We start from the raw sequence: 22,594 nt of genomic DNA on the forward strand, positions 1-22,594 counted from the left end.
CTTTTCCTCCCCCCCCCCCCCCCCTCCCCCCCCCCCCCCCCCTCCCCACCCCCCCCCCCCCCCCCCCCCCCCCCCCCCCCCCCCCCCCCCCCCCCCCCCCGGTTCTGTCTACAAAGGACTACTTACAGGAGAGCGTCCCGGTGCGCAGAGCGTGGTTGTCGTCGTTGTCGTCGTCGGACCACACGACCTGCTTGCTTCCGTTCGCGCACGTCGGCGAGATCGCGAAGCCCTCGTTGTTGTAGTTCGGCATCCCGGATGGGCGGTCGTACTGCGCGGTGACCGCGAACGCGCCCTTGGAGTTGACGTCGAGCGTGCTCGTGCGGCCCTTGCACGTGTTGTCGCATTCGGCCCACAGGTGGCCGGTCGACGGTTCGTACTCGAGATCCATGATCGCCGGGAACCCGCTGTCGATGGTGGCGACGCGGGTGTACTTGCCGCCGGACTGGTCGAGCGCGTACGCGTAGACCTTCCCGTTCTCCTCCAGCCCGACGAAGTACAGGCCGGTCCCGTGATTCGGATAGCTCGCCGGGTTGTAGGCGGCTTTCGTGTGCTCGTCCCGGAATTTGTGCGCGGTGAGCGCCGAATCGGGCACCCACGCGATGGCCTCGAGACCCTTGTTGGGGTCAACCGAGGGCAGGTCGTCGGTGAGGTCCCACTCCCCGGTCGCGTTCAGCGATTTGGCCGAACCGGAGACCGCGTACCGCAGCACGGCGGGCTTGCTCGTGTCACCGTCGTCGTTGTCGCGCTCGGTCGAGGCGAAGACGCCGTCCGGGGTGAAGACAACGCCTTCGGCGTCCGGGTCGCCGCTGCCATTGGAGTAGTGCAGGGCCTTGCCCTTGCCCCAGCCGTTGGCGGTGTCGGGCCGCCACTTGTTCCCGTCCTGGACCAGCCGGTACAGGGTGCTCGGGCCGTTCTTCACCGCCCACAGCACAGTGGGCGATTCGTACGACACGCCGCTGAGGTTGCTGCCGAAAACCCCCGCGTCGTCGGCGACGGCCACCTTCGACCCGCCAGGCCAAGCCGTGGCTTTCGGGGTGGCCGCGTGGGCCGCACTGGCCCCGACCGTGAGCGCGAGGACTGACAACGCGACGGTGACCCGGATCTTTCCCCGCCGATGGTTTCCCCGCCGACTGGTGCCATGCGGATGTGTTCCACGCTGGTGCGCAAGCAAAGGAGCCGCTCCTTCTGTCCGTCGGGCACGGATGCAGGGCCGTGCCGAGGTGGTCGCTGCTGACAAGCGGCGGTCCCGCGTCCGCGGGACTTACAGCAGTGGGTGATCGACAGTGGAGCACAAGGCGTGGGCGGTAAGCAACAAACAACAGGTGACGTTGTTCCGGTGATTGGCACGGGGGTTTCGCGGTGGGCCGATTGCGGTGGGGTCAGCGGGTGATCGCGCTGGGGTGGCAGGGATTGGCGACAGGGCCGGGTGCGGAACGCTGGGCGCAGTCGGTGGGTGGCGGTGATCGGGTCCCGGTTGTCGGGCAAGGGTCGCCGGTCGGCGGTTGTGTGGCGGTTGCCAGGCAACGGTGGCCGGCCGCCGGAGTCGGTGGGCGGCAGCATCGGGTTCCGGTCGCTGGGCGACGTTCGCTGTTTGGCGGTTGTCTGGGGGTCGCCGGGCAACGGTCGCCGGTCTGCGGTTAGTTCGCGGCAGCCGGTGGGCGGTGCTCGCCGAGCACCACCCACCGGTTGGCGGACACTTGATGGCAGTCATCGGGCGGTGGTCGCCGGGCAGCCGTCGCCGGTCGGTTGTTGCCCGGCAAGCCTGTCATGCGGTGCTCGCCGGGGGAACCGTCACAGGTTCGCGGCTACTGACGGCGTCCGTCGTGTGGCCCGTGGACGACAGGCCGGTCGGCCAACACCCGGCAACAGCCGTCGAGTGGCGCTTGCCGGTTACCTAACAACAACCATCGGGTCCCGACTGCCGGGCAAGAGCCGCCCGGCAGCAGCCGCCGTGTGGCAATCGCCGAGCGACAGTTGCCGGGCCGTGGTCATTCGGCGGCAGTCATCGAGCAGTGCCCGGCGAGCAACGGCAGCCCACTGGTGCTCATTAGGCGGCACTCGTCGAGCGGCGGGCACCCCGCCCCGGACACCGCCGCCCGACGCAACCAGTCACTGGCCGCCCCGCTCCCGGCCGACCCGCACAACCCTCACCGAGCGACAGTCCGCCACACCGGCACATTGACGACCGCCGCGGGCATCCCGGGCGCTCCGCTGTCCCCGGGGACGATCGTGAAGCGCCATTTGTCCACCCCGCCGCCCATGATTTCGGCATAGCGGCGGGCGCCGTCCGCGTTCGCGAAGCGGACCTGCTGACCACTGGCGAGGTGGGTGATCTTGACCGCCACACTGCCTCCTGAGGATCGATCGACGGACGGGTTTTGCCTGGGTGCCGGCCCGCGGAGCTTCCCCCTCCGGGGCCGGCTCGACCAGTAGAACACGTGTTCGAATCGCGGGGCAATCCAGGTCCCCCTCCTGAGCGACCCGCGCGTGTGACGACTGGTGCTAGTTGGCATATCCCAGTGCTAGTTGGCACGGTGCTCAATGCTGAGTCGGCAGGACGGACCTGCCGTGCCCCGCGGGCCGCCGGGCGCGCAGGTCAGTCTTCGCTCGGAGTCTCAAAGCGTGTTTCCTGACGCTCGCGAGCGTTGAGGATGTCGAGGGCGCGGCTGGCGTGACCATAGCCAGAGCTTGGGGTGGGCGGCTGTGCCGCTTGTCCGCCAGGCGTTGCAGGCACTTGGTAGAGGTAGCCCCTGCCCCGCGCGGAGACGATCGGGCTCTCGCCCAGGTCGGTCGATTGCAACTTCCGGCGCAGCCGATGGGCCACAACGTCCAGCATGGTCGGCGCTGACGGTTCTTTGCCCCAAAGCGCTCGGGTGATCTTCTCCCTCGACTGGATCGCTCCGGCGTTGCGCACCAGCACTTCGAGGAAGCGGAATTCCTGCCGGGTCAGCGGCACCGCGATGCCGCTGACCCGGAGTTCGCCTGCCTGGAAGTCCAGTTGGACGAAGCTGTCGGCGTAGGTTTGCTTGGGCGGGCTTTCGGGACGGGACCGGCGCAGCACCCTGCCCACCCGGGTGAGGAGGTCTTCGAAGGCGAACGGTTTGACGATGTAGTCGTCGACGTGGCGGTCGAAGCCGTCGAGTCGGTCGGCAAGCGAATCACGCGCGGTCAGGAACACCACCGGGATCCCGTTGCCCTGGGCGCGTATGTGCTGCACCCAGTCAAGAGCGTCTCCGTGGGGGACCATGCGGTCGAGGAGCAGCAGGTCCGGTGGGTCGGTGCGCACCTGCTCGTCCACGGCGGGCAGGTCCGATTCTTCGGTCACCTTGTATCCTCGCGCTCGCAGCCCGTGCGCGAGCGCGAGGCGCAGATTGTCGTCGTCTTCCAGCAGCAGGATCCGGCCCCGGGGTTGACTCTCGCGTGCGACGGGAACACTCGCGCGTTCCGCGGGTTCCTTGTTGAGCGGTTTGACGTCCACGGTCGTGACGGTCGAGCCTTGCCTGCCCAGGAACGCCATCGCCAGTTCGCGGCAGATACCGCAGGTGCGCATCTCCCGGCCGTCCACGGTCAGTAGGAACTCCGCCGGCCGTTGGCAGGCGTGTCCGGCGACGCTGTTCGCGCACCGGCGCGCTTCGCGGGCCTCGGCCATTCCGCGCGCGCGCTCGCGGGCGCGATGGCCCGCCGTTCGGCACGCGGCCGAGCAGTACTGCCGGGGACGTCCTCTCCCGGAGTTCGAGGGAAGCGGGTCCCCGCATGACGGACAGACGCCGACAACGTCCCCCATCAGATCGCCCCCCTCCCAGCTACGCAAGAATTCGACGTAACGAAACCATGTTTCGTTACGGTTCGGAGCCTGATCCTGCAGTCTGCCATTGGCATGCCGACGCGAGTGCGGTTTCCTGGGAGCGGTGGTAGCCCGGCCGCCATGCGGCGGCCGGACCTGGTGTTATGACCGCTTGTGCCGACCAGCGTTGACGATCATGTCACCAACCGCGATGAGTGCCCTTGCCGCGGCGGCAAGGGCCTCGTTGTCCTCTATGGCAGCCACGGCGACAGCCAGCAGGCACAGCATCGGACGCAGCCCCTTCCAGACATCGGATTCCCTCACGCGGGCCACCTCGCAACCGGCTCGGCCGGTTCGGCTGGATGACGCAGTTCCCAGCTTCCTCGGCCGAATCGATCGACTCCGGGCTTGACGCATTAGCGACCTCCTCTCGACAGCGAACGCGACCGTCGCGAACTGTCGCGACAAGCACGCGAAGGCCGTTCAACGGCGAAGGCAGTCGCGGAGCAGACAATCCCCGGCACCAGACGAAATGGCTCCTCACGATCGCGCGGTGCCATGCCGATCGACAAGGGCATGCAAGAAACCTGGCCTCCCTCGCCACCACTGCCAGCGCGAACCGAAGTCGCCCACATGAAGAGAGAACGGGGGCGGCCCCGCGTTTATCAAAGCTGACTGTGCACGGGGATCGTGCACTGTGGCTACGAGCGATGCGCGACTACGGCATCTCTCGTAGTGGACCGAAGGTTCGATGTCGATCGCGCCGCCTGCCATGCCAACCATCGCCTGTGCCTCATGCCATCTACTGCCTGTACTCGGCCACGAATCGCCACCTCAGGCGACACGGTGACGCCAACTAGCACCTGTCGTCACAGCGCGGGAGAAAAGCGTTCGCCGACGAGCCGTGGTGCTGAAAGACTGCCTGCTCATGAAGGAAAACCCGCGAGACGTCGCCGAACTCGCCGACTGGATGAGCGACGGGCCGCGAGTCAAGTTCCTGTTCTTCTGGGGTCACCGGCCAGAGCGTGACGGAAGCGTCGGCCAGGGCTGCCTGAGCCAGTGGTGGCCCGCGCCCTTCGCCGCGGACGGTGAGACGTTCGCCACCGCCGAGCACTACATGATGTGGCGCAAGGCGCTGCTGTTCGGCGACGAAACGAGTGCGGCCAAGATTCTCGATGCCCGGCATCCGCGGCAGGCCAAGGATTTGGGACGCGGCGTCGCGGGGTTCGATCAGGACGAGTGGGAGGCGTACCGCGACGAGATCGTGTTCGCTGGCAGTGTCGCCAAGTTCGGGCAGCACCCGGAGCTGCGGCGGTTTCTCCTGAACACGGGGCAGCGGGTGCTGGTGGAGGCGAGCCCGGTGGACCGGGTGTGGGGGATCGGGCTGACTGCGGACCACCCGGACGCGCAGAACCCGGCGCGGTGGCAAGGGCTGAACCTGCTGGGCTTCGCGTTGATGCGAGCGCGGGCGACCTTGGCAGCCGCAGCCTGAACAGCGGCGAAACCGCTTACCCCGCAACAGAAACGCGGACAGGCCGCACCATGGCCACCCGTGGCCACCGATCCAGCCCCCGCGCGATCTCCGCTCGCCGGATCTCCCGCAGTCCTGGCCCCTGCTCATCATCAGCCAGCACCCGGAACCCGAGCCGCTCGTAATAGGGCGCGTTCCACGGCACCTCGGCGAACGTCGTCAGCGTCAGCCCGGACAGCCCTCGCTCCGCCGCCCACTCGCCGACCGTTTCGATCAGCGCCCGCCCTAACCCTCGGCGCGCGTGGCTGGGCAGCAGCGAAACCTGTTCCACATGCCCGAAACCGTCGACTTCCTCCGCGAGCACGTAGGCCGCGATCGTCCCGTCGTCGTCCCAGACCCAGCATCGGCCCGCGGACTGGAACACCGCGAGTTCCTCGACCGACGGCGGTGCGTCGTCGGCGATCGCGGCCATGCCGACAGACCGGAACGGTTCTCCGGCGGCACGTTCGAGATCAGGCAGCACAGGAAGATCGGCAGGGGCGGCGAGACGGATCACCGGCCCGACTTTACGGCTACACGGAGTACTCGGAAATCGCTTTTCCGATCTGCTCCGCGTAAGCGCGCAACGCCGTGAGGGCGCGTTCGCGCTCCGCGTCGCCGATGCGGTTGGCCGGGCCGACGAAGGTCAGCACGCTCGGCCGGTGCCGGTCGGCGTCGACTGGCACCGAGCAGCACCACACCCCGTCCTCGATCTCGCCCCAGCTCTGCGCGTAGCGGTTGGCCAGCGCGAGCTTGAGGTCGTCGCGCACTTCGGCTCCGCGTTCCCGGGCGATCCGGGCGACCTGGCGTTCGCGTTCGCCGTCGGGAAGAAGGGCGAGCAGCATCTTCCCGGTCGCGCCGACGCCGAGCGGGATCGAATGCCCTGGCTGGAACGTGAACCGCATCGGGCGGTCGCATTCCACCCGGTCGCTGCACACCGCGGCGTCGCCGAAGTGCTGGAAGAGCAGGACGGTCTCGCCGAGTTCGCGCACCGCTTCCTCCAGCATCGGCCGCGCGACCCTGGCCAGGTCGTTGGCGAGCCGGGCGGCCCGCGCGAGCGGCATGACGCGGCTGGTGACGTGGTAGCGCCCGGACCGGGACTCTTCGAGCAGCTGCAATTCCTTCAGCAGTTGCACGTAGCGGTAGGTGGTGGCGACCGGGCTGCCGATCGCTTCGGCGAGCTCCGCCACGCTGGCCTCCCAGCGCTGTTCGGTGAACGACAACAGCAACTGGAGCACTTTCCGGGAACTGTTGGCTCCGGCTGTGCGACGAAGTCCGGGCTCAGACATCCTGAAACCTCTCCGCCGAAGCACCGAATTCAATCACGAACGCGACGGTAAATTACCACAGATCACCCTTTTTCCGGGACGGCCAGAAACGGTGTCAGCAGCCCCGGAACGGCGGTGTCGGCGAGCGCGAATCCGGCGCCCTGCTCGATGTCCAGCACGCGGTAGTGCCCGCGGCCCGCGGCGACCGGCGCGATGACGGTCGCCAGCCCGGCCCGCCGCTGGAACAGCGACTGCTGCACGACGATCCCGGTGAGCCGATCCCGCCGGATCGCGACCGTCGCCCGGGCCAGCGACCCGGAACGGGTCACCAGATACCGGCCGGTGATCGTGTGGCCGAGCGAGCGGTAGCGGTCGAGACCGACCAGGACGGCGAACGGCAGCAGCACGAGCGCGGCCTGCCACGGCCATTCCGGCAGCACGTCCAGCCAGGCCAGCGCGAACAGCGCGGCCGACAGCGCCAGCACGGCGAAGACGGCGCGAGTGATCCGGCGGGTCAGCGCGCGCCGGGAGTGCCGCACGAGGGGGACTTTCGCGAAGTCCTCGGCGAGCACCTCGCTCGCGATCTGCATGGCCTTCCCCGCCGGAGCGGGCGGCAGCAGCAGGCCGCCGCCGCGGTCCGCGCCCTTGCCCTCCCGCAGTCCGGCCGCGACCGCGACGCACTTCGCGCCGCCGACCATCCGCAGCGGCAACGGTTCCTTGATCTCGACGCCGCGCAACCGGTCTTCCTCGATCGACACCGACCGCGTCGTGATCAGCCCGCGCCGGATGTGCAGTGTGCCGCCCGGTTCGCGGGTGAGCCGGAAGTTCCAGAAGGACAACACGTATCCGCCGACCGACAGCACCGACACCAGCACGAGCAGCCCGGCCGCCGCCAGCACCACGGTGAGCCACACCGGTTGTTCGAGCGCGCGGGCGGTGAGGTCGCGGACCGGCCCGAAACTCGTCGGGTCGAAGTGCAGTTCGTGCGCGAAGTGGTAGACGGTGCCGAGGATCGCGGCGACCACGGCGAGTCCGGACAGCGTGAACGGCGCGTACCGCACCCAGCGCTTGTCGACTTCGGCGACGAGCGACTCCGGCGGTGGGGGCGCTTGCGTTTCCGCCGGCGTCCGGTGCAGCAACAAGATCCGCAACCGCTGGGCCTCGGCGCCGGTGACCGCGTCGAGCACCAGCTGGTCCTTGCCCGGCCCTTTTCCGTGATCATGCCGTCCAGTACCGATTCGTACTGCCGAAAGCGAGAAAAGCCGATGTTTCGGTTCCGAAACCACATCTACGGTACGAATTCGATCGAGCGGAATCGCGCGTTGCTTGCGCAGCAGCAACCCGGTGTGCCATTCGAGCTGGGTCGCGGTGACGCGGTAGCGCGAGGTGAGGCAGTGCGAAATGCCGACGCCGATCGTCACCGCGGTGGCCGCGAGACCAATCCACTGCCAGTGGTTTCCGTGGCCGAGCACGAGCGCGCCGACGAGCACCGGCAGCGACTTCACCAAGTCGAGAACCGGACGGATCAACAACATCCGACGATCGAGCCGGTGCCAGGGCGCGTCGGCGGCGCCCTCGGCGGCGACCGGAGCGGAGGGGGCGGCGGCGTTCACGTCGCGTCCCCGCGCACGGCCTGGGTGGTGCGGGTCAGTTCGTCGGCCAGTGCGACCGCGACGTCGCGGTCGAGCCCGGAGATGCGCAGCGGTCCGGCGGCGGACGCAGTGGTGACAGTGAGCCGGGCCAACCCGAACAGCTGCTCCAGCGGGCCGCGTTCGACGTCCACCGTCTGGATCCGCGAGACCGGCGCGATCCGCCATTCCTGCTTCAGCCAGCCGGACTGGGTGTAGACGGCCTCCCCGGTGACTTCCCAGCGATGCACCCGGTAGCGCCACTGCGGCATGACCAGCAGGTGCAGCGGGGCCAGCACGCAGGAGAGCTGCAACGTCACCGTGAGCCACGGCGGCGGATCGTCCGCGGTCGCGACCACCACCGCCTGCACCGCGATCACGAGCAGCCAGCCGGCCCCCGCCGACGCCGCCCAGTGGCCGATCGCCCGGCGGCTCACCCGGTGTTCCGGCGGGCGCAGCCGCAGTTCAAGCGTAGTGGATTCCTCGATGTTCACGTGCTCAGAGTGCCCGATCGGACGTCGCGATGCCCACGACAAGTGTCACGATGCCCCGATCCGGGGCGCCGGGCGAGTGCGGGGCGTTACTATTTTCGCCGCGCGCGGGATGGATTCGCAGCCGGGCCGCGTTGTACCGCGTACGTCCGTGCAAGCGAGCAGCAGGAGGATCCGGTGGGACTCGATCCCGAGGAACTGTACGAGGTGGACTCGGACGTCCCCGACCTGGACGGAGCGGTGCTTCTGCACTTCTTCGAGGGCTTCATGGACGCGGGCTCGGCCGGGCGGCTGGTCACCGACCACCTCACCGGGGAGGTCGAGAACCGGGTCGTCGCGCGGTTCGACGTCGACCGGCTCATCGACTACCGGTCGCGCCGCCCGGCGATGATCTACGCGGTCGACCACTGGGAGGAATACGAGGCCCCCGAACTGGTCGTGCGCCTGCTGCACGACGAGGACGGCATCCCGTTCCTGCTGCTGTCCGGCCCCGAACCGGACCGCGAATGGGAGCTGTTCGCGGCCGCCGTGCGACAGCTGGTGGAGCGCTGGGGCGTGCGGCTCACCGTGGGCTACCACGGGATTCCGATGGGAGCCCCGCACACGCGCCCGCTCGGCGTCACCGCGCACGCGACCCGCGAGCACCTGGTCGGCGAGCACCAGCCGCTGCCGAACCGGATGCAGGTCCCGGGCAGCGCCGCCGCGATGCTGGAGTACCGCTTCGGCGAATGGGGCCACGACGCGATGGGCTTCGCCGCGCACGTGCCGCACTACCTGGCGCAATCGACCTACCCGGCCGCCGCGCTGACGATCCTCGACTCGATCGGCAAGGCGACCGGCCTGCGCCTGCCCGACGGCGAACTCCGCACCGCGGCCGAGGTGGCCAAGGCGGAAATCGACCGTCAGATCGCGGAATCCGAGGAATCCGCCGACGTGGTGCGCGCGCTGGAACGTCAGTACGACACGTTCGCCGAAGCGTCCGGGCACAGCCTGCTCGCCGAATCGCAGGAGCACATGCCGACCGCGGAGGAACTGGGCTCGCAGTTCGAACGGTTTCTCGCCGAACAGGGCGGGGAAGGCTCCGAGCGCTGAGCCGAGAGGTAAGCGACGCCCGCGGACCGGACCGTCTGCCAGGCCCACCAGAGCCGGGCCGTCATGATCGCCACGGTGGCCATGGTGCGCCCCGCACGTTGCCGGAAGGCGGCGGGGGCGAGTGTGGTGGGTGACATCTCTGTTGAAGCTAGCCGGTCCGCGGCTACCCGGGCACCCCGGGCCGTCCGGATAACCCCCTAACGCCTGCGCCCCCCCGGCTGGCCACTTCGGGGCGTTCTCGGTCCGGTGAACTGGGTGCGGCGTCAGCCCGGCCACCCCGCCAGAGACCGCAGTGCCTCGCTGGTCGGCCCGAAGGCGTCCCCGAGCAGCGCGCGCAGTTCGCGGTTGAACGATTCGATCACCGGCCGCAACCGGGCGATCGTGGCGTTCCCCTCCGGCGTCAGGTCCAGTACCAGCGCCCGGTGCTGTTCGGGATGCTGCTGCCGGACGACCAGCCCCGCTTCGACCAGCCGTCCGGTCATCGCGGTGATCGCCGATTCGCGCTGGCCCAGCTCCGCGGCCAGTTCCCGCTGGGTGAGCCCCGGCTGGTCGTGCACCGCGAACAGCGCGCCGAGCTGCGCGGTCGTCACGCCGCCCGCGGCGAGGCAGCGCCGGTCGCCCTCGACGCGCAGCCGGTGTGCCGCGCTCTGCAGCAGGAAGAAAAGACGTTCGTCGGCGGCCATGCGTGGATCTTGACAGCCTTCCCCGCTCGCCGCCATCCTCACTTCACTACTGAAGTACTTCACTACTGAAGTGAGGACCGAAGATGCATGTGGACCTCGCGCGCGCCGCGCTGGCCGCGCAACCGTTCAGCGTCCTGCTCGGCGCGCGAGTCGAGGAGTTCGGCGACGGGCGCGCGGTACTCGAACTGGACGTCCGCGACGACCTCCGGCAGCAGAACGGCTACCTGCACGGCGGCGTCCTCGCCTACGCCGCGGACAACGCGCTCACCTTCGCCGCCGGAACCGTGCTCGGCCCGCAGTTGCTGACGAGCGGCTTCTCCATCGACTACCTCGTGCCCGCCGACGGCGTGCTGCTGCGCGCGGAAGCGACGGTCGTGCAGGCGAGCCGTTCGCGGGCCACCTGCCGATGCGATCTGTACACAGTGGACGGTCAGGGAAACTCGACCTTGTGCGCGGCCGCGCAGGGGTCTGCGGTCGTCCGGCGGTCGGCTACTCCCGGGTAAACCGGGCAGTGCGAGACGGTGTCCGGTTGTCGGTTATCGTCCCGGAATGAACCAGGAAAGCCAAGATCGGCTGACGACAAGGACTTTGGGCCCTGCGCTGCGCCGGAAGGCCGGCCTGGTGCTGCGCCGGGCCGGTGCCAGGCTGCACGATCCGCATCCCGCACAGCTCGCCGAACTGCGCGCGGAACTGGAGCGGACGCGGGAGGAACTGCGGTCCGAGATCGTCCGGCAGGGGGATCGCCTGCTGGACCGCGTGGTCGAGTTCGAGATCCGCAGCCGCCGCGACATCGTGTACGCCGGCGACCAGGACGCGGCGCTGGAGAGCAACGTCTTCGCGCGCGAAAACCTGATCGGGGCACAGCATTTCGGCAGCCCGAAGGAAACGCTGGAGTACGCGCTTTCCCTCGCGCCGGCCGGCGGGATGGCGCTGGAGTTCGGCGTCGCGTCCGGCAACACCTTGCGCACCATCACGGCCGCGCGCGAGGCGAAGGAGGTGTACGGCTTCGATTCGTTCGACGGCCTGCCCGAAGCCTGGCTCAACGGCATGCCCGCCGGTGCCTTCGCTCGCGACGACCTGCCCGACGTGCCGGGGGCCGAACTGGTCGTCGGCCTGTTCTCCGACACCCTGCCCGGGTTCCTGGAGAAGCATCCCGGGCCGGTCGATTTCGTGCACGTCGACGGGGATCTCTACAGCTCCGCGAAGACCGTGCTGGACAACGTCGGGCCGCGGCTGCGGGTCGGCAGCATCGTGCACTTCGACGAGTTTTTCAACTTCCCGGGCTGGAAACGGCACGAGTACCGGGCGTGGACCGAGCACGTCGAGAAGACCGGCGTCGAGTTCGCTTACGAGGCTTACACGTACAACGACAACCAGGTCACCGTGCGGATCACCGGCGGCCCGGGGCTCATGGAGTGAAGCAGCCGTGCTCGTTGAGCGGCCCGATCGCGGGGAAGATCAGACCACACAGATAACCGTCGATCCACCGGCCGTTGCCGGTGAGATTCGCGGCGAAGCGGACGAGCGGGGCCAGTTTCCGGATTCCTTCCCCGAGCGACGCACGGTTTCGTTCGAGCAATGCGGTGAGCCGGTCGAGTTGGGCGAGCACCGGGCCGAGTTCGCGATCGTTGTCGGCGACGAGCCCGGACACCTCGCGGCCTAGCTGCTGTGCTCCGGTGAGCAGCGACTGTATGGCCGACTCGCGTTTCTGCACCTCGGCCAGCAGCTGGTTCCCATCGGTGAGAAGCCGGGTCAGCTGCGCGTCGCGGTCGGCGAGCGTGCCGGAAACCGTGCGTGCTTGAGCTAGAAGGTGAGCCAGTTTCGCGTCGCGGGCGGAAAGGGAGTCGGACAGCCGCGACAGTCCGGTCAACGTGGTGCGGACGTCAGCCGGAGTGCGCGCGAAGGTGTCGGAAATGGCGCGGAAGCTCTGCGCCAGCTGAGTCGTGTCGATGGCGTCGACGGTCGTGGCCAGCTGCCGGAACGCGGGCAGCACGTCATACGGAACAGTGGTCCGCTCGCGCGGGATCGGCGTGTCCGGATCGAGCGACCCCGCGCCGACCGGGTCGAGCGCGAGATACTTCTGGCCGAGCAACGTTTTGATCCGGATCGCCGCCGATGTCCGGTCCCCGAGCCACGCCCCCGACACCCGGAAGGCCACCCGGACGGACGCGCCGTCGAGCGAAACCTCCGACACCCGGCCGATTTTCACCCCCGCGATCCGGACGTCGTTGCCGGGCTCGAGCCCCGCGGCTTCGCTGAACTCCGCGGCATACGCGGTCCCGTCGCCGAGAATCGGCAGATTCGGCGCCTGGAGCGCGGTGAGGACGCCGAGGACGAGCACAGTCATCCCGACGAGAGCGGTGCGCACGGGGCGCCGGGCGGAACGCACAGCGTGGATAGTGGCTCGCCCAGCCGGGTGAGGCTACCTATGCCACCCGAATGGGCGCTTTCGTCTTGTGTCCACTTAGGACGATGAGTAGTTGTCGCCCTGAGCACGCCAGGTTTCCCGCCTCCGCACCACGGGTACTCGCGGTGTGCCATTCTGGCCTGGCTGGCCGACGTGATCGGAGTCATCGGAACATCCGGTGCGGCCCGGCCGTTGAAGGGGTGTGCAGCGAGCGCGGAAAACCCGCGCCCACGCCGATCGGGGAGGAGCCACCATGCGAGACCTGACCACCGGATTGCACCCGGCGCCAGACCTCGTGGACGACACGGACGCGGCCCGGCAGGTGGAACGCCGCCGCAAGGCAGCGCTGGCCGTCGCCTCGGGGCCAAGGACGCGCAGGAATGCGCCCTGCTGCTGGACATGCTGGGGCTGCATGCTCCCGGTGGCAGCCGGACCGAGGTCGCCTGAGGCGCTCCGGCTCCGGCCGGGGGCGTGTCGTGACTGGTGTGCGGGCCGGTCGCGGGGTTTGTTGGCTTGCGCGTCAGCTTGGCCCTGGGGAGGGCTGGGTTGGTCGCGGCTGAGTGATTGAGGGCTGGACGGCTCGGTCGCGGGGGCGGCCGGGCTGTTTGGGCTGTCGCTGGGCGGGTCGCGTGGGTTTCGGCGCTGGTGGGGCAGGAAATCCTGCCGGGACCTTGGCTTGAGGTGGGCCGCTTTGTCGCGGACGGCGTCCTGCTTCTTCTGCGAGTCGCGCGGGATCATCGTGAGAAGCTGCGCGGCCTGGCAGTCGGCGGGCGAGACTGTGGCCAGGGCTTGGCGTGTGGGCCGGGTTCGGCGGGCGGACGGCAGTGGGCTGAACGGGCGCTGGAGTGCTGCTTGGGCGCGGCAGTCGAACTAGCTCGTGCTGGTGGGGTTCAGCGATCGGTCGTGAGTGCTCGGGGCTCGGCTTGTGCTGACCGCTCGACGGTCCGCTGCGGTCACGGGGAATTGGCTCGTGCTGTTGGTGCGTCTGCTGCTGTCCGCTCGTGATTGCCGGGGAGTTGGTGGGTGCTGCTCGTGCCCGGCAGTCTGTTGGGGTCGCTTGTGCCGTGGTGTCTCTGTCCTCCTCCTCGGCAGTGCGTCGGTCGCGATTTGCTTGAGAATCCGTTTCAGGCTTGGTGGCGGTCGCTGGGAGCTGGCTTGTGCCGTTTGTGCCCGGCGGTCCGTTGCGATCGCTCGGCGACTGGTCCGTTCTGCCCGTGTCCGCCGCGACCCTGGCGATCGGCTCGTGCTGCTCGTGCCTGTCGTCAGCGGAGGACGTCGTCGAGTTCTATGGCGGCAGCGGAAGACGCGGCCACGGCGGATTCGGCAACAGCTTCCCGTCGGCACCATCGGCCTGCCCAACGACGCGTCAGGCCGAACCCTGGCCCGCGCCGCCACCTTCTTCGCGCCGCCCGAGATGCCGCTTTCAATACAGAATCCACCGACTGTCCCGTGTCAGACTCAGCCGCTTCGATTGGTCCGAACGGGTGAAATCGCGAACAGAAACCATCCCGGGAAACCACGCCGTCCGTGGAATCCGAAGCGTCACCGCCCGAAGGCTCACTCTGCTTGCCTGGAATAAGCCCTTGGTATGAAAGCGATTCGCAACCGCCGACCCTAGCTCGCCGTCGAGTGTCCACTTGGGTCAGTCGTCACGGAACGCGGATTCCGCAGCCATCCATCCACTCGACTCCGACAACCTCAATCCAATACCCGAGAGCAAGGCGAAAAACGCCTTCCAACATGAGTGTCCGCCAGCCGCGCCGAGCACTGAGATTCCTGAGGCACGACAAGGATTCCCGGGCTTGCGCGGTCGGGTACTGTCCTTGCCCTGGGTGATATTTTGCTCCGAACGGCTGAGTGTCGCCGACGTATCTGTCACCCTCGTGGAGCATCCTGTACCGGGAAGCGGCCTGGGTCGGAACCGGGCGCAGGGGAGGAAACGCTGTGCAGTACCTGCGGGAAGACGAATATCTCACTCGTCAGCAGCGAGCGCTGGCGGAAATGGTGCGCCGCGGACGGCGGAAGCGCAGTTTTCAGCTGGCGGAACATCTGGCGGCGGAGGGCGGGGTGTATCGGTCGGACATCCTCGCCGTCACGACGCTTTTCCTTGCCTGCCAGGCGGTTCAGCGAGGTGATGCCGCGGCCGTGCAACGCTTTTCAAGCGCGTTTCGCAATTGTGAGCGAAGCAGCGTGGATCTCGCTCGGCAGCTCATGCGATTGGAAGCGGGTCGGGAGCAGGGATGGCTGCCGCGCGCGCATTATGACGAGCTTTTTTCCTACGCTTGGCGAGAAAACCGGCCGGACATTCTGGTGAAAGCCTCGATGATTCAGCCTCGGGATGTTCCGGCGGCCGGATGGTGGGCCGAGATGGAGCGGAATCTCAGCCTGTTATCCGTCTGAACCCCGCTCACGACCAGTCGATCCGAGCGAACAGGCCGCGCAGTTTCGCGCCGCGGGTTTCGTTCGTGGCGCTGACCCACGCGATCCGGCCCAGCAGGTGCGCGCGGAAGTCCGGGTGCCCGACACGGTTCTGCGCCGCCGGGCCGGTGCGCGCGCAGTTGTGCAGGACGGCCCGCAACTGGTCGTACTCGGTGCGGGCGACGGCTGGCGCGGCGTTCACCACCAAGCCAGCGACGCGTTGCTGCCGGTAGGCCGGTTTCACTGACGTCTTGTCGTCGCGCAGGCGGAAGCCCTCGTCGGTCACGATGCGCCGCACGCCCGGCAGCAGGCGGTGCAGCGGCAGGCTCGCGTTCCCGGAGAAGGCGAGGTCGTCGGCGTAACGGGTGTAGTTCGCGCCCAGCACGGCGGCGAGGCCGGTGAGCCTTCGATCGAGATGGTGGGTGACGGCGTTCGCCACCGAGGGTGACGACGGTGCGCCTTGCGGGAGGTGCGTGCCGGCGAGGTGGCTCAGCGCCGACGTTCGCGCGGGGGCGGAGCGCAGGACGTCGACCGGGGTGCGGGTGGTGAGGATTCCGGCGAGCGCGGCGGCGACCGCCGGTGGGTAACCGGCCAGGTCGAGCAGCGAGCGCACGCGCGACGCGGAGACTGTCGGGAAGAAGCCGGCAAGATCAAGCCGTACCACCACGTCCTGCCCGGCGTGCGGACGGGCGCAGGTGTGAATCGAGCGGCCGCGCCGGAAACCGTGCGCGGCCTCGTGTACCGGCAGCGCGTCGAGCACGTGCCCGCGGACCCGGCGTTGCAACTCGGCCAGCCGGGGTTTCGGCCGCTCGATCAGCCGCGCGCCGCCGGTGGACGTCGGGATCCAGCGGTAGCTGTAATGCCGCAGCACCGGCCGGGACCGCCGGTGCCAGGCGCGTTCGTCGGTGAACCAGGCCAGTTCGCCGGGCGTGAGGTCGAGGGCGGCGGCGCATTCGTCGAACGTCGTCCACCGAGCGACCGGCCAGCGCCACACCGGCATCGGTTCGAGCAGCGACGCGGAGGCGACTCGTTCTCCGTTCATCCGCGCTGTCTCGCACGCGGAGCGTGCCGCCGCTGCGCGGGGCGCCGTGGGTACGTGTCGTGCTGCTCCCCGGGGTTGCCCCGGAGTGGGTGGTGCTCCACCGGCTCACCTCCGCGTCGCTGACCCCACCTTAGCCAAGATCACCGACAAAACCGGCAGCCGGGAAGAAGCTCCCGTGACCGAGCCCACTCAATGACCCAGAGCAACTTTTGCGCTACGCAAGTTTTCCAGATGACGTGGCCGAGCTTGAGCGGCTGACTCGCGTGCTCGTGGTCGTGGCCTGGGACAGCGCGCATGCGCCCCGCCTTCCCGCAGGTGCGATTGCTGGTGGTGCTCGACAGCCTTGGCCGCGTGCAGTGTTCGCGGCTCGCCGAGACGATGGGCGTGAACGCCTCTTCGGTCACGGGCTGGGGGACAAGATCGAGGCGCACGGGTACGTCGTGCGCGGCGAGGACGAGCATCGCTGCACGGTCGTGACGAGTGAGGTCACCGCCGCCGGGCGCGCGTCGCCACTGAGCTCGCCGCACCGGGCGCGCAGCACCATCCGTGCTGATCGTGGGAATCCTGGTCGTGAAGACGCTGCTCTGGGCGCTGTCCCTGGGCTCCGGGACCTCCGGCGGCGTGCTGGCGCCGGTGTTCATGATCGGTGCCGCGGAGGGCTGCCGCACGTCGCGCCGGAGTGCTGAGCGACCTGCGGGTTGGCCGCGGTGGTCGGTAGTGTGATGCGGTCACCGTTCACCTCGCCCGCGAGTAGACCACTGATCCATCTGAGACGTTCTTAGCTGGCGCAACTGCTGCACGCCCGGCGGCGGAATCTGCACGAGGCGCATCACCGGGAACGGTTGCTGGGCAAGTGGGTCAGCGCTTGAGTCGGCGTTTGTCCACTTTGCCCACCGGGGTGAGCGGCAATTCCCTCCGAAACTCCACAGTGGATGGTACGAAATGCTCGCCGCCGAGTTCTTCGCGGACTTGGTCGCGCAGCTCGTCCGCCGTGGTCTCGTCGGCGACCACCACTGCGTGCAAGAGGGTTCCGTCCGGTCCCGGTGCGGGCACGACCGCCGCGGCCTTTACCTTGGGGTGACTGAGAAGCGCGTGCTCCACGGTGGTCGAGGAGACCTTCGTGCCGTGCTCGCCGGTGACGATGACGTCGTCGATCCGATCCTCCAGGTAGAGGTAGCCGTCTTCGTCGAACCGGCCGAGATCGCCGGTGCGCAGCCAGCCGTCGCCGATGGGCGGTTGTCCGCGGTAACCGTCCATCATGGACAGCCCACGCACGAGTATTTCACCGTTCTCGATCCGGGCCTCCATGCCCGGCACGATGCGGCCGACGGAACCGAGAAGTTCCGGCCGGGCAAGGACTTCGTTGGCGGAAATACTGGCGATCATCGGCGCTTCGGTGAGCCCATAACCCTGCCCGACTACTGGACCGAACACTTTCAGCGCCTCGTCCAGCCGGCGGGGCGGCAGTGGCGCGGCACCGAGGGAGAGCTGTTGCACGCTGGATAGGTCTGTAGTGGACAGTTGCGGATGGTCGAGTACTGCGGCAAGCCGAGGTGGGGTAAGGGAAAACGTCGTGATGCGATAACGTTCCACATCGGAGAGAAGCTTTCCGGCGTCGAACTGCCGGTGCAGTACCACGGTGTTGCCGCAGCAGAGCGCACCCAGAACGGCGGCGTTGCCGGTCATGTGGGTGAGCGGCGCGGTCACAAGGGCGGTTTTGGTTCCGTCCGGCTGGAAGATGTGCGCGACGCCGTCGTAAATTCCGCTGTGCCGGATCAGTTTCGGTATGCCGGTCGTACCGCCGCTGGGGAAAATCGCCGTTGCTTTCTCCGGCAACTTGTCTGGAGTGGACGGACGCGCGGTGGCGAGGATGTCGAGTTCGGCGTCGGTGAGCAGCGTCGCCCCGGTCGCCGCCAGCGTTGCCGCCCGTGCCGGACGGCTCGCGGACGCGGCGATCAGCACGACTTCCAGCCCGCGCAACTGCGCGGCAAGCTGCGCCAGAATCACTTCCGGCCGGTTGGCGGCGTCGATCGCCACCATGCCGCGTACCTCGGCGAGTCCACTGTACAGCCGCGACAGCAGCTCTGATGCCGCTCGGTACGTCATGGTGGTGTCGTCGTGGTGGAACAGCACGGTGTCGCCGCCGTCGCGGAGCGCGGAAAGGACGCGGGACAGGAAAAAGCTCACGCGGCACACCGTAGTCGTGTGTTGGCCGCGAACCGCGATCGCGGCTAAGTTCGCTGTCATGACCGCTCCGCCCGCGATCGACGCGGACCCGAGAAGCTGGCGTCGAGCCTTCGCCGACTTGCAGGCCGGGCTGCGTGCCCGGGAACTGTGGGCGTTGCTCGCGTGGCAGGACATCAAGCAGCGTTACCGGCGTTCGTCGCTGGGACCGTTGTGGATCACCGTCGGGATGGCGGTCACCGCGCTCGCACTGGGCGTGGTGAACTCCGCGCTGTTCGGCACTTCCATCTCGACCTTGCTGCCGAGCATCACCACCGGGCTCATCCTGTGGAACTTCATGAACGGCTGCATCGTTGAGGGTTCGGAAACGTTCATCGCGAACGAAGGGATGATCAAACAGCTTCCGGCTCCGGTGTCGGTGTATGCGCTGCGCACGGTGTGGCGGCAGGCGTTGTATCTGGCGCACAACCTCGTCGTGTACGTACTGGTGCTGGCGATCTTTTTCGGCAAGCTGTCGCAGCCGTACCACTTGGTGGACAAGGCTGGTGCATTGCTGCATCCCGGGCTGGGCTGGGGAATGCTGCTCGCGGTGCCCGCGCTGATGCTGGTCCTGCTGAACGGCGCGTGGGTGGTGCTGCTTTTCGGCGTGGTGTCGACGCGGTTCCGCGATATCCCGCCGGTGATTCAGAGCTTCATCACCATGCTTTTCTATGCGACGCCGATCATGTGGTCGATGGACCAGGTGCGGGCGATGAATCAGGGTTCGCACGAGGGATTCGGCTCGCTCGCGGTGAATTTGCTGCAGCTCAATCCGGTGTACCACTTCGTCGAGATCGTGCGCGCGCCGCTGGTCGGGCAGCAGCAAAGCTGGACGCACTGGCTCGTCGCGGGCGTGGTGACGGTGGTCGGCTGGTCGCTGGCATTGCTGGTGCTGCGGAACTACCGCGCTCGGGTCGCCTACTGGGTCTGATGTCCTTTTAGGACTGGTTGCCTTTTGGCCGTTCAGCCGCGCACGCACGCCCGCGGAGGGCTAGCGTTGTCTCACGGCTCGTGAACGGAGGTCAGATGAAGCGTCGAAAGGCATTGCTGGCTCTTGCCGTGACGGTGCTCGCGATGGGCACGGTCGCCGCCACCCCAGCCGGGCTCACTCCGCGGCAACTGGCCGGACAGCGGGTGATCTACTCCTATCCCGGTCTGACCCCACCTGCCTCGTTGCTGCAACGAATCCGGGCCGGGGAAGCGGCAGGCGTGATCTTCTTCGGAGAGAACATCTCGAGCTCCCCGCAGGTCGCCGACGTGATACGGCAATTGCGGGACGCGAACGCGCAAAGCCCGGTGCACCGCCCGTTGCTGTTGATGACCGATCAGGAAGGCGGCAAGGTCCGCCGCCTGCCCGGTGAGCCGGTTTTGTCGGAGAAGCAGGTCGCCCAGTCCGCGGACCCGGCCGCCGCCGCCAAAGCCGCCGGAACCGGCGCTGGCCGGAACCTCGCCGGGGTCGGCATGAACGTGAACCTCGCGCCGGTTCTGGACGTCTACCGCCAACCGGGCAATTTCATTGACCAATACGGCCGCTCGTACAGTCAGGATCCCCAGGTGGCCGGTGCGCTGGGGCGGGATTTCGTCACTGCTCAGCAGTCAACCGGCGTCGCCGCGACGGCCAAGCACTTCCCCGGCCTCGGCGCGGTCCCCGCCGGAAGCAACACGGACGTCGGCCCAGTGACTCTGAACGTTCCTCTGCCTGAACTTCGCACGAAGGACGAGGCTCCTTATGGCCCCGTGGTTGATGCGGGCGTGAAGCTCGTGATGCTCTCGTGGGCCGTTTACCCTGCGCTGGACGCTTCGCGCCCCGCTGGGCTTTCGCCGACGGCTGTCCAGGAACTCCGAAACGGTACGAAGTTCACTGGGGTGACCGTGACGGATGCTTTGGAGGCGGGCGCGTTGAAGTCCTATGGCGGGACGGGAAACCGCGCGGTGCTGGCGGCGAAGGCGGGGATGGATCTGATCTTGGCCTCCGCTCGCGACGTGAGTCAGGGGGATGACGCCGCTTCGGCGCTGGCGGCTGGGTTGTCGGGCGGTTCGCTGCCGAGCGGGGAGTTCACTTCGGCGGTGGACCGGGTGTCGGCGTTGCGGGATGGGGTGAAGTGACGTTTGAGGCTTCGGTGACGTAGGGCTGGTCTGCGGCTCTACGCGTTGTGCGCCGGGGTGGCCGGAGTTATGCGGGCGTTTCCGGGGGACTAGGTGCGCTTGGCGTTGCTAGTGCGTTGATGGGGCGAAGCTGTCGGCATTGCTGCGTCCTAGCCAAGCGATGGGCTCTTGTTGCTGCTTCGCTGTGCGGCAAGGTTCTTCGGCGTTGCCTTTAAGTTCTGAGCATCTCGCCGCGGCCGGGCCCCGCTGTTCTACGGTCAGCTGCGGACCGATCCCTCGTTTGCGGCCCTGCCTGGTCAGCTGCGGGCCGTCCCCTCGTTCCCGGCCCTGCCTGGTCAGCTGCGGACCGACCCTCGTTCCCGGCCTTGCCGTCTTTCCTCGCCCGCAGTGAAACCCCAGCACCGTGCGGCCCCTGCTAGCGTCAGGGGAGTTGGACCTGCTCGGCCTTCCCGACCGGTTTTCCGCGATTATCCAGCAAACAACCCCCGTTCCGGTGACACCCGGCGGTGTGGACATCGCGCCGCCGACGGGCCGAACGGGCACCCTTGCGTGCGACCCACCCACGACGGGAGGACGAATGCAAGCTTGGTGGCTCCTGGTCGCCGTCGCCTCGGTTTTCGTGGTGCTGGCCGTGGTGTTCCTGCGCCGCGCCGCCCGGCGTCGCTCAGCCGTTCCGCCTCCTTCTCGACCCGCTCCGCCGGACGACTCGACGCGCCGCTGGGTCTCCCCGTCGGACGACCTCCCCCGCCGCGCCCGCCACCGGCTGGACGAGGCGCACCCCCTGGCGCGCTACCCAGTCGCCCGGCAACGCCCGATGCGGCATCCGCGACCGTCAGCGCAGGAGAATTCCGCCCCGGATCGGCGAGAGCAGTAGCCCGGGGTCGACGAACTGCCGACAGTCGCGAGCTTCCTCGCCGATGACTCGCTCGTGCGAGCTCTACGCCAAGCCACTTCGCCGCGGCTCCACCGGATGATCCGGCGTTGCCGAAGAGCCACCCAACGACCGCCGCAAGATTCCTCAAGGCACCGCTGGAGATCCATCCAGCGTTCATCCCTGTGAGGGAATGCCGGGCGCCGTTTTTTGTCGGTGCCCGCTGAGATGCTTCCGGCATGATCCCCGTGCTGCTCCTCATCGACGTCCAGAACAACATGCTTCTTCCGCCCACTCCGGTACCCGATGCCGACCGAGTAGCCGCCGCCATCTCGCGCGTCCTGGAGCAAGCACGGGCCGCGGGCGCCCAGGTGGTGCACATCCGAAACAACGGCACCAACGACGACCCCGATGTGCCCCGAACCCCCGGCTGGGAACTAGTGCACGAGGTCCGCCCGGGCGAACACGTAGTCGACAAACAGACACCCGACTCTTTCGCTGGCACCCCGCTAGGTTCGCTGCTCGTGGATTCAGCACCGCTTGTCGTAGCCGGAATGCAAAGCGACTTCTGCGTTCGAGCCACCGCTTTGGCCGCCCTCGACCGCGGCCACGAGGTCACGCTGGTCCAAGACGCCCACGCCACTTACGACGACGAACTCTCCGCCGCGGAGAAGAGCGCCCGAGTGGAGGCGGAGCTGTCCACGGCAGGCGTGAAGCTGGTCGGGAGTGAGGACGTGGTCTTTGCCTGAACCCACAGCCGCCGAGTCGGCGGTGACTGCCACGCCGATGGGCGTCCGGGAGGGCGGTCGATCGGGCGAGCGACGGCTGCGAAGTCGATGAGCCTCCGCAAGGGCGATCGATTTTATCGCTGAATCGCAGCGAAAACAGGTGTTGGACTGGATGGTCGACGCGAGCCAGTACTCAGCCCATGACGTCTGTTCCTGGCGATTCCACCGAGAAATCCGGCCGAGTTGACGTCCGGCGTCTCGACGGTGGCGTGGTGGGGGGGGGGGGGGGGGGGGCCGGGGAAGGACTCGTTGTTTGGGGGGGGGGAGGGGGAGGGAGGGCGCT

At 68.2% G+C, this 22,594-nt stretch carries 22 protein-coding genes; 10 read left to right on the plus strand and 12 right to left on the minus strand.

Features of this window, described 5'->3' with window-relative positions; translation table 11 throughout:
* Positions 1-118 precede the first annotated feature (118 nt).
* From ACZ63D_RS10785 to ACZ63D_RS10800, 4 genes are all read right to left on the minus strand, one after another.
* The gene (locus tag ACZ63D_RS10785; RefSeq protein WP_465354070.1) at positions 119-1,084 is read right to left on the minus strand and encodes an esterase-like activity of phytase family protein; all 966 of its coding nucleotides are present in this window, start codon (positions 1,082-1,084) and stop codon (positions 119-121) included.
* A 1,063-nt stretch (positions 1,085-2,147) separates the two neighbouring features.
* Positions 2,148-2,345 (minus strand): hypothetical protein, encoded by a 198-nt coding sequence (locus ACZ63D_RS10790; RefSeq protein ID WP_037715481.1) that lies wholly within the window; start codon positions 2,343-2,345, stop codon positions 2,148-2,150.
* A gap of 251 nt (positions 2,346-2,596) precedes the next feature.
* A complete protein-coding gene (locus ACZ63D_RS10795; RefSeq protein ID WP_465354071.1) occupies positions 2,597-3,649 on the minus strand; it encodes a response regulator transcription factor in 1,053 nt (350 codons plus the stop codon).
* A gap of 297 nt (positions 3,650-3,946) precedes the next feature.
* Positions 3,947-4,108: a hypothetical protein gene (locus ACZ63D_RS10800; protein WP_465354072.1), complete on the minus strand. Its 162-nt coding sequence runs from the start codon at positions 4,106-4,108 to the stop codon at positions 3,947-3,949.
* Positions 4,109-4,712: 604 nt separating this feature from the next.
* On the opposite strand from ACZ63D_RS10800, the gene ACZ63D_RS10805 reads away from it, so the two are divergent.
* Positions 4,713-5,276 carry an NADAR family protein gene (locus tag ACZ63D_RS10805; RefSeq protein WP_465354748.1) on the plus strand — a complete coding sequence of 188 codons (564 nt, stop codon included), beginning with the start codon at positions 4,713-4,715 and terminating at the stop codon, positions 5,274-5,276.
* A gap of 16 nt (positions 5,277-5,292) precedes the next feature.
* On the opposite strand, the gene ACZ63D_RS10810 is transcribed toward ACZ63D_RS10805, so the two are convergent.
* From ACZ63D_RS10810 to ACZ63D_RS10825, 4 genes are all read right to left on the minus strand, one after another.
* The gene (locus ACZ63D_RS10810; RefSeq protein WP_465354073.1) at positions 5,293-5,811 is read right to left on the minus strand and encodes a GNAT family N-acetyltransferase; all 519 of its coding nucleotides are present in this window, start codon (positions 5,809-5,811) and stop codon (positions 5,293-5,295) included.
* Between the two features lie 16 nt (positions 5,812-5,827).
* Complete coding sequence (locus ACZ63D_RS10815) at positions 5,828-6,532, minus strand: IclR family transcriptional regulator (RefSeq protein ID WP_465354074.1); 705 nt, start codon at positions 6,530-6,532, stop codon at positions 5,828-5,830.
* Positions 6,533-6,645: 113 nt separating this feature from the next.
* Entirely contained in the window at positions 6,646-8,097 is a 1,452-nt protein-coding gene (locus tag ACZ63D_RS10820; protein WP_465354749.1) for a PH domain-containing protein, read from the minus strand.
* A 74-nt stretch (positions 8,098-8,171) separates the two neighbouring features.
* Entirely contained in the window at positions 8,172-8,684 is a 513-nt protein-coding gene (locus tag ACZ63D_RS10825) for a PH domain-containing protein (RefSeq protein ID WP_465354075.1), read from the minus strand.
* 174 nt (positions 8,685-8,858) lie between these two features.
* Here ACZ63D_RS10825 and ACZ63D_RS10830 point away from each other — a divergent pair, with 174 nt between their 5' ends.
* Complete coding sequence (locus ACZ63D_RS10830) at positions 8,859-9,773, plus strand: proteasome assembly chaperone family protein (RefSeq protein ID WP_465354076.1); 915 nt, start codon at positions 8,859-8,861, stop codon at positions 9,771-9,773.
* A 263-nt stretch (positions 9,774-10,036) separates the two neighbouring features.
* Here the strand turns inward: ACZ63D_RS10830 and ACZ63D_RS10835 are convergent, their stop codons facing one another.
* Complete coding sequence (locus tag ACZ63D_RS10835; protein ID WP_465354077.1) at positions 10,037-10,456, minus strand: MarR family winged helix-turn-helix transcriptional regulator; 420 nt, start codon at positions 10,454-10,456, stop codon at positions 10,037-10,039.
* A gap of 83 nt (positions 10,457-10,539) precedes the next feature.
* On the opposite strand from ACZ63D_RS10835, the gene ACZ63D_RS10840 reads away from it, so the two are divergent.
* Both ACZ63D_RS10840 and ACZ63D_RS10845 read left to right on the plus strand, forming a co-directional pair.
* Positions 10,540-10,959 carry a PaaI family thioesterase gene (locus ACZ63D_RS10840; protein ID WP_465354078.1) on the plus strand — a complete coding sequence of 140 codons (420 nt, stop codon included), beginning with the start codon at positions 10,540-10,542 and terminating at the stop codon, positions 10,957-10,959.
* A gap of 46 nt (positions 10,960-11,005) precedes the next feature.
* Positions 11,006-11,875, plus strand: a complete 870-nt coding sequence (locus ACZ63D_RS10845; protein WP_465354079.1) for a class I SAM-dependent methyltransferase — start codon at positions 11,006-11,008, stop codon at positions 11,873-11,875.
* On the opposite strand, the gene ACZ63D_RS10850 is transcribed toward ACZ63D_RS10845, so the two are convergent.
* The gene (locus tag ACZ63D_RS10850; RefSeq protein ID WP_465354750.1) at positions 11,865-12,803 is read right to left on the minus strand and encodes an MCE family protein; all 939 of its coding nucleotides are present in this window, start codon (positions 12,801-12,803) and stop codon (positions 11,865-11,867) included. The two genes, ACZ63D_RS10845 and ACZ63D_RS10850, sit on opposite strands and share 11 nt — an antisense overlap.
* A gap of 2,004 nt (positions 12,804-14,807) precedes the next feature.
* Here ACZ63D_RS10850 and ACZ63D_RS10855 point away from each other — a divergent pair.
* Entirely contained in the window at positions 14,808-15,263 is a 456-nt protein-coding gene (locus ACZ63D_RS10855; RefSeq protein ID WP_465354080.1) for a hypothetical protein, read from the plus strand.
* 7 nt (positions 15,264-15,270) lie between these two features.
* Here the strand turns inward: ACZ63D_RS10855 and ACZ63D_RS10860 are convergent, their stop codons facing one another.
* Positions 15,271-16,323, minus strand: coding sequence for a reverse transcriptase family protein (locus tag ACZ63D_RS10860; protein ID WP_465354081.1), 1,053 nt, complete (start codon positions 16,321-16,323; stop codon positions 15,271-15,273).
* A gap of 546 nt (positions 16,324-16,869) precedes the next feature.
* On the opposite strand from ACZ63D_RS10860, the gene ACZ63D_RS10865 reads away from it, so the two are divergent.
* Entirely contained in the window at positions 16,870-17,046 is a 177-nt protein-coding gene (locus ACZ63D_RS10865; RefSeq protein ID WP_465354082.1) for a chloride channel protein, read from the plus strand.
* Positions 17,047-17,181: 135 nt separating this feature from the next.
* On the opposite strand, the gene ACZ63D_RS10870 is transcribed toward ACZ63D_RS10865, so the two are convergent.
* Positions 17,182-18,510 (minus strand): class I adenylate-forming enzyme family protein, encoded by a 1,329-nt coding sequence (locus tag ACZ63D_RS10870; RefSeq protein WP_465354083.1) that lies wholly within the window; start codon positions 18,508-18,510, stop codon positions 17,182-17,184.
* Positions 18,511-18,568: 58 nt separating this feature from the next.
* Between ACZ63D_RS10870 and wzm the strand changes: the two genes are divergently transcribed.
* The 4 genes from wzm to ACZ63D_RS10890 all read left to right on the plus strand — a co-directional run bounded on the left by wzm (position 18,569) and on the right by ACZ63D_RS10890 (position 22,272).
* Positions 18,569-19,477, plus strand: a complete 909-nt coding sequence (gene wzm, locus ACZ63D_RS10875) for a galactan export ABC transporter permease subunit Wzm/RfbD (RefSeq protein WP_465354084.1) — start codon at positions 18,569-18,571, stop codon at positions 19,475-19,477.
* 95 nt (positions 19,478-19,572) lie between these two features.
* Positions 19,573-20,652, plus strand: a complete 1,080-nt coding sequence (locus ACZ63D_RS10880) for a glycoside hydrolase family 3 N-terminal domain-containing protein (RefSeq protein ID WP_465354085.1) — start codon at positions 19,573-19,575, stop codon at positions 20,650-20,652.
* 577 nt (positions 20,653-21,229) lie between these two features.
* The gene (locus tag ACZ63D_RS10885; protein WP_465354086.1) at positions 21,230-21,526 is read left to right on the plus strand and encodes a hypothetical protein; all 297 of its coding nucleotides are present in this window, start codon (positions 21,230-21,232) and stop codon (positions 21,524-21,526) included.
* 236 nt (positions 21,527-21,762) lie between these two features.
* Positions 21,763-22,272, plus strand: coding sequence for an isochorismatase family protein (locus tag ACZ63D_RS10890; protein ID WP_465354087.1), 510 nt, complete (start codon positions 21,763-21,765; stop codon positions 22,270-22,272).
* Positions 22,273-22,594: the final 322 nt, after the last annotated feature.

This window comes from Amycolatopsis sp. NPDC104775 (assembly GCF_055583325.1).

Bases quoted from the DNA above. Each gene is read 5' to 3' on its own strand.
- ACZ63D_RS10820 (WP_465354749.1), bottom strand. From the start codon at position 8,097: ATGTTGTTGATCCGTCCGGTTCTCGACTTGGTGAAGTCGCTGCCGGTG.
- ACZ63D_RS10840 (WP_465354078.1), top strand. From the start codon at position 10,540: ATGCATGTGGACCTCGCGCGCGCCGCGCTGGCCGCGCAACCGTTCAGC.
- ACZ63D_RS10845 (WP_465354079.1), top strand. From the start codon at position 11,006: ATGAACCAGGAAAGCCAAGATCGGCTGACGACAAGGACTTTGGGCCCT.
- ACZ63D_RS10885 (WP_465354086.1), top strand. From the start codon at position 21,230: ATGCAAGCTTGGTGGCTCCTGGTCGCCGTCGCCTCGGTTTTCGTGGTG.
- wzm (WP_465354084.1), top strand. From the start codon at position 18,569: ATGACCGCTCCGCCCGCGATCGACGCGGACCCGAGAAGCTGGCGTCGA.
- ACZ63D_RS10805 (WP_465354748.1), top strand. From the start codon at position 4,713: ATGAAGGAAAACCCGCGAGACGTCGCCGAACTCGCCGACTGGATGAGC.
- ACZ63D_RS10890 (WP_465354087.1), top strand. From the start codon at position 21,763: ATGATCCCCGTGCTGCTCCTCATCGACGTCCAGAACAACATGCTTCTT.
- ACZ63D_RS10860 (WP_465354081.1), bottom strand. From the start codon at position 16,323: ATGAACGGAGAACGAGTCGCCTCCGCGTCGCTGCTCGAACCGATGCCG.
- ACZ63D_RS10880 (WP_465354085.1), top strand. From the start codon at position 19,573: ATGAAGCGTCGAAAGGCATTGCTGGCTCTTGCCGTGACGGTGCTCGCG.
- ACZ63D_RS10835 (WP_465354077.1), bottom strand. From the start codon at position 10,456: ATGGCCGCCGACGAACGTCTTTTCTTCCTGCTGCAGAGCGCGGCACAC.
- ACZ63D_RS10795 (WP_465354071.1), bottom strand. From the start codon at position 3,649: ATGGCCGAGGCCCGCGAAGCGCGCCGGTGCGCGAACAGCGTCGCCGGA.
- ACZ63D_RS10850 (WP_465354750.1), bottom strand. From the start codon at position 12,803: ATGACTGTGCTCGTCCTCGGCGTCCTCACCGCGCTCCAGGCGCCGAAT.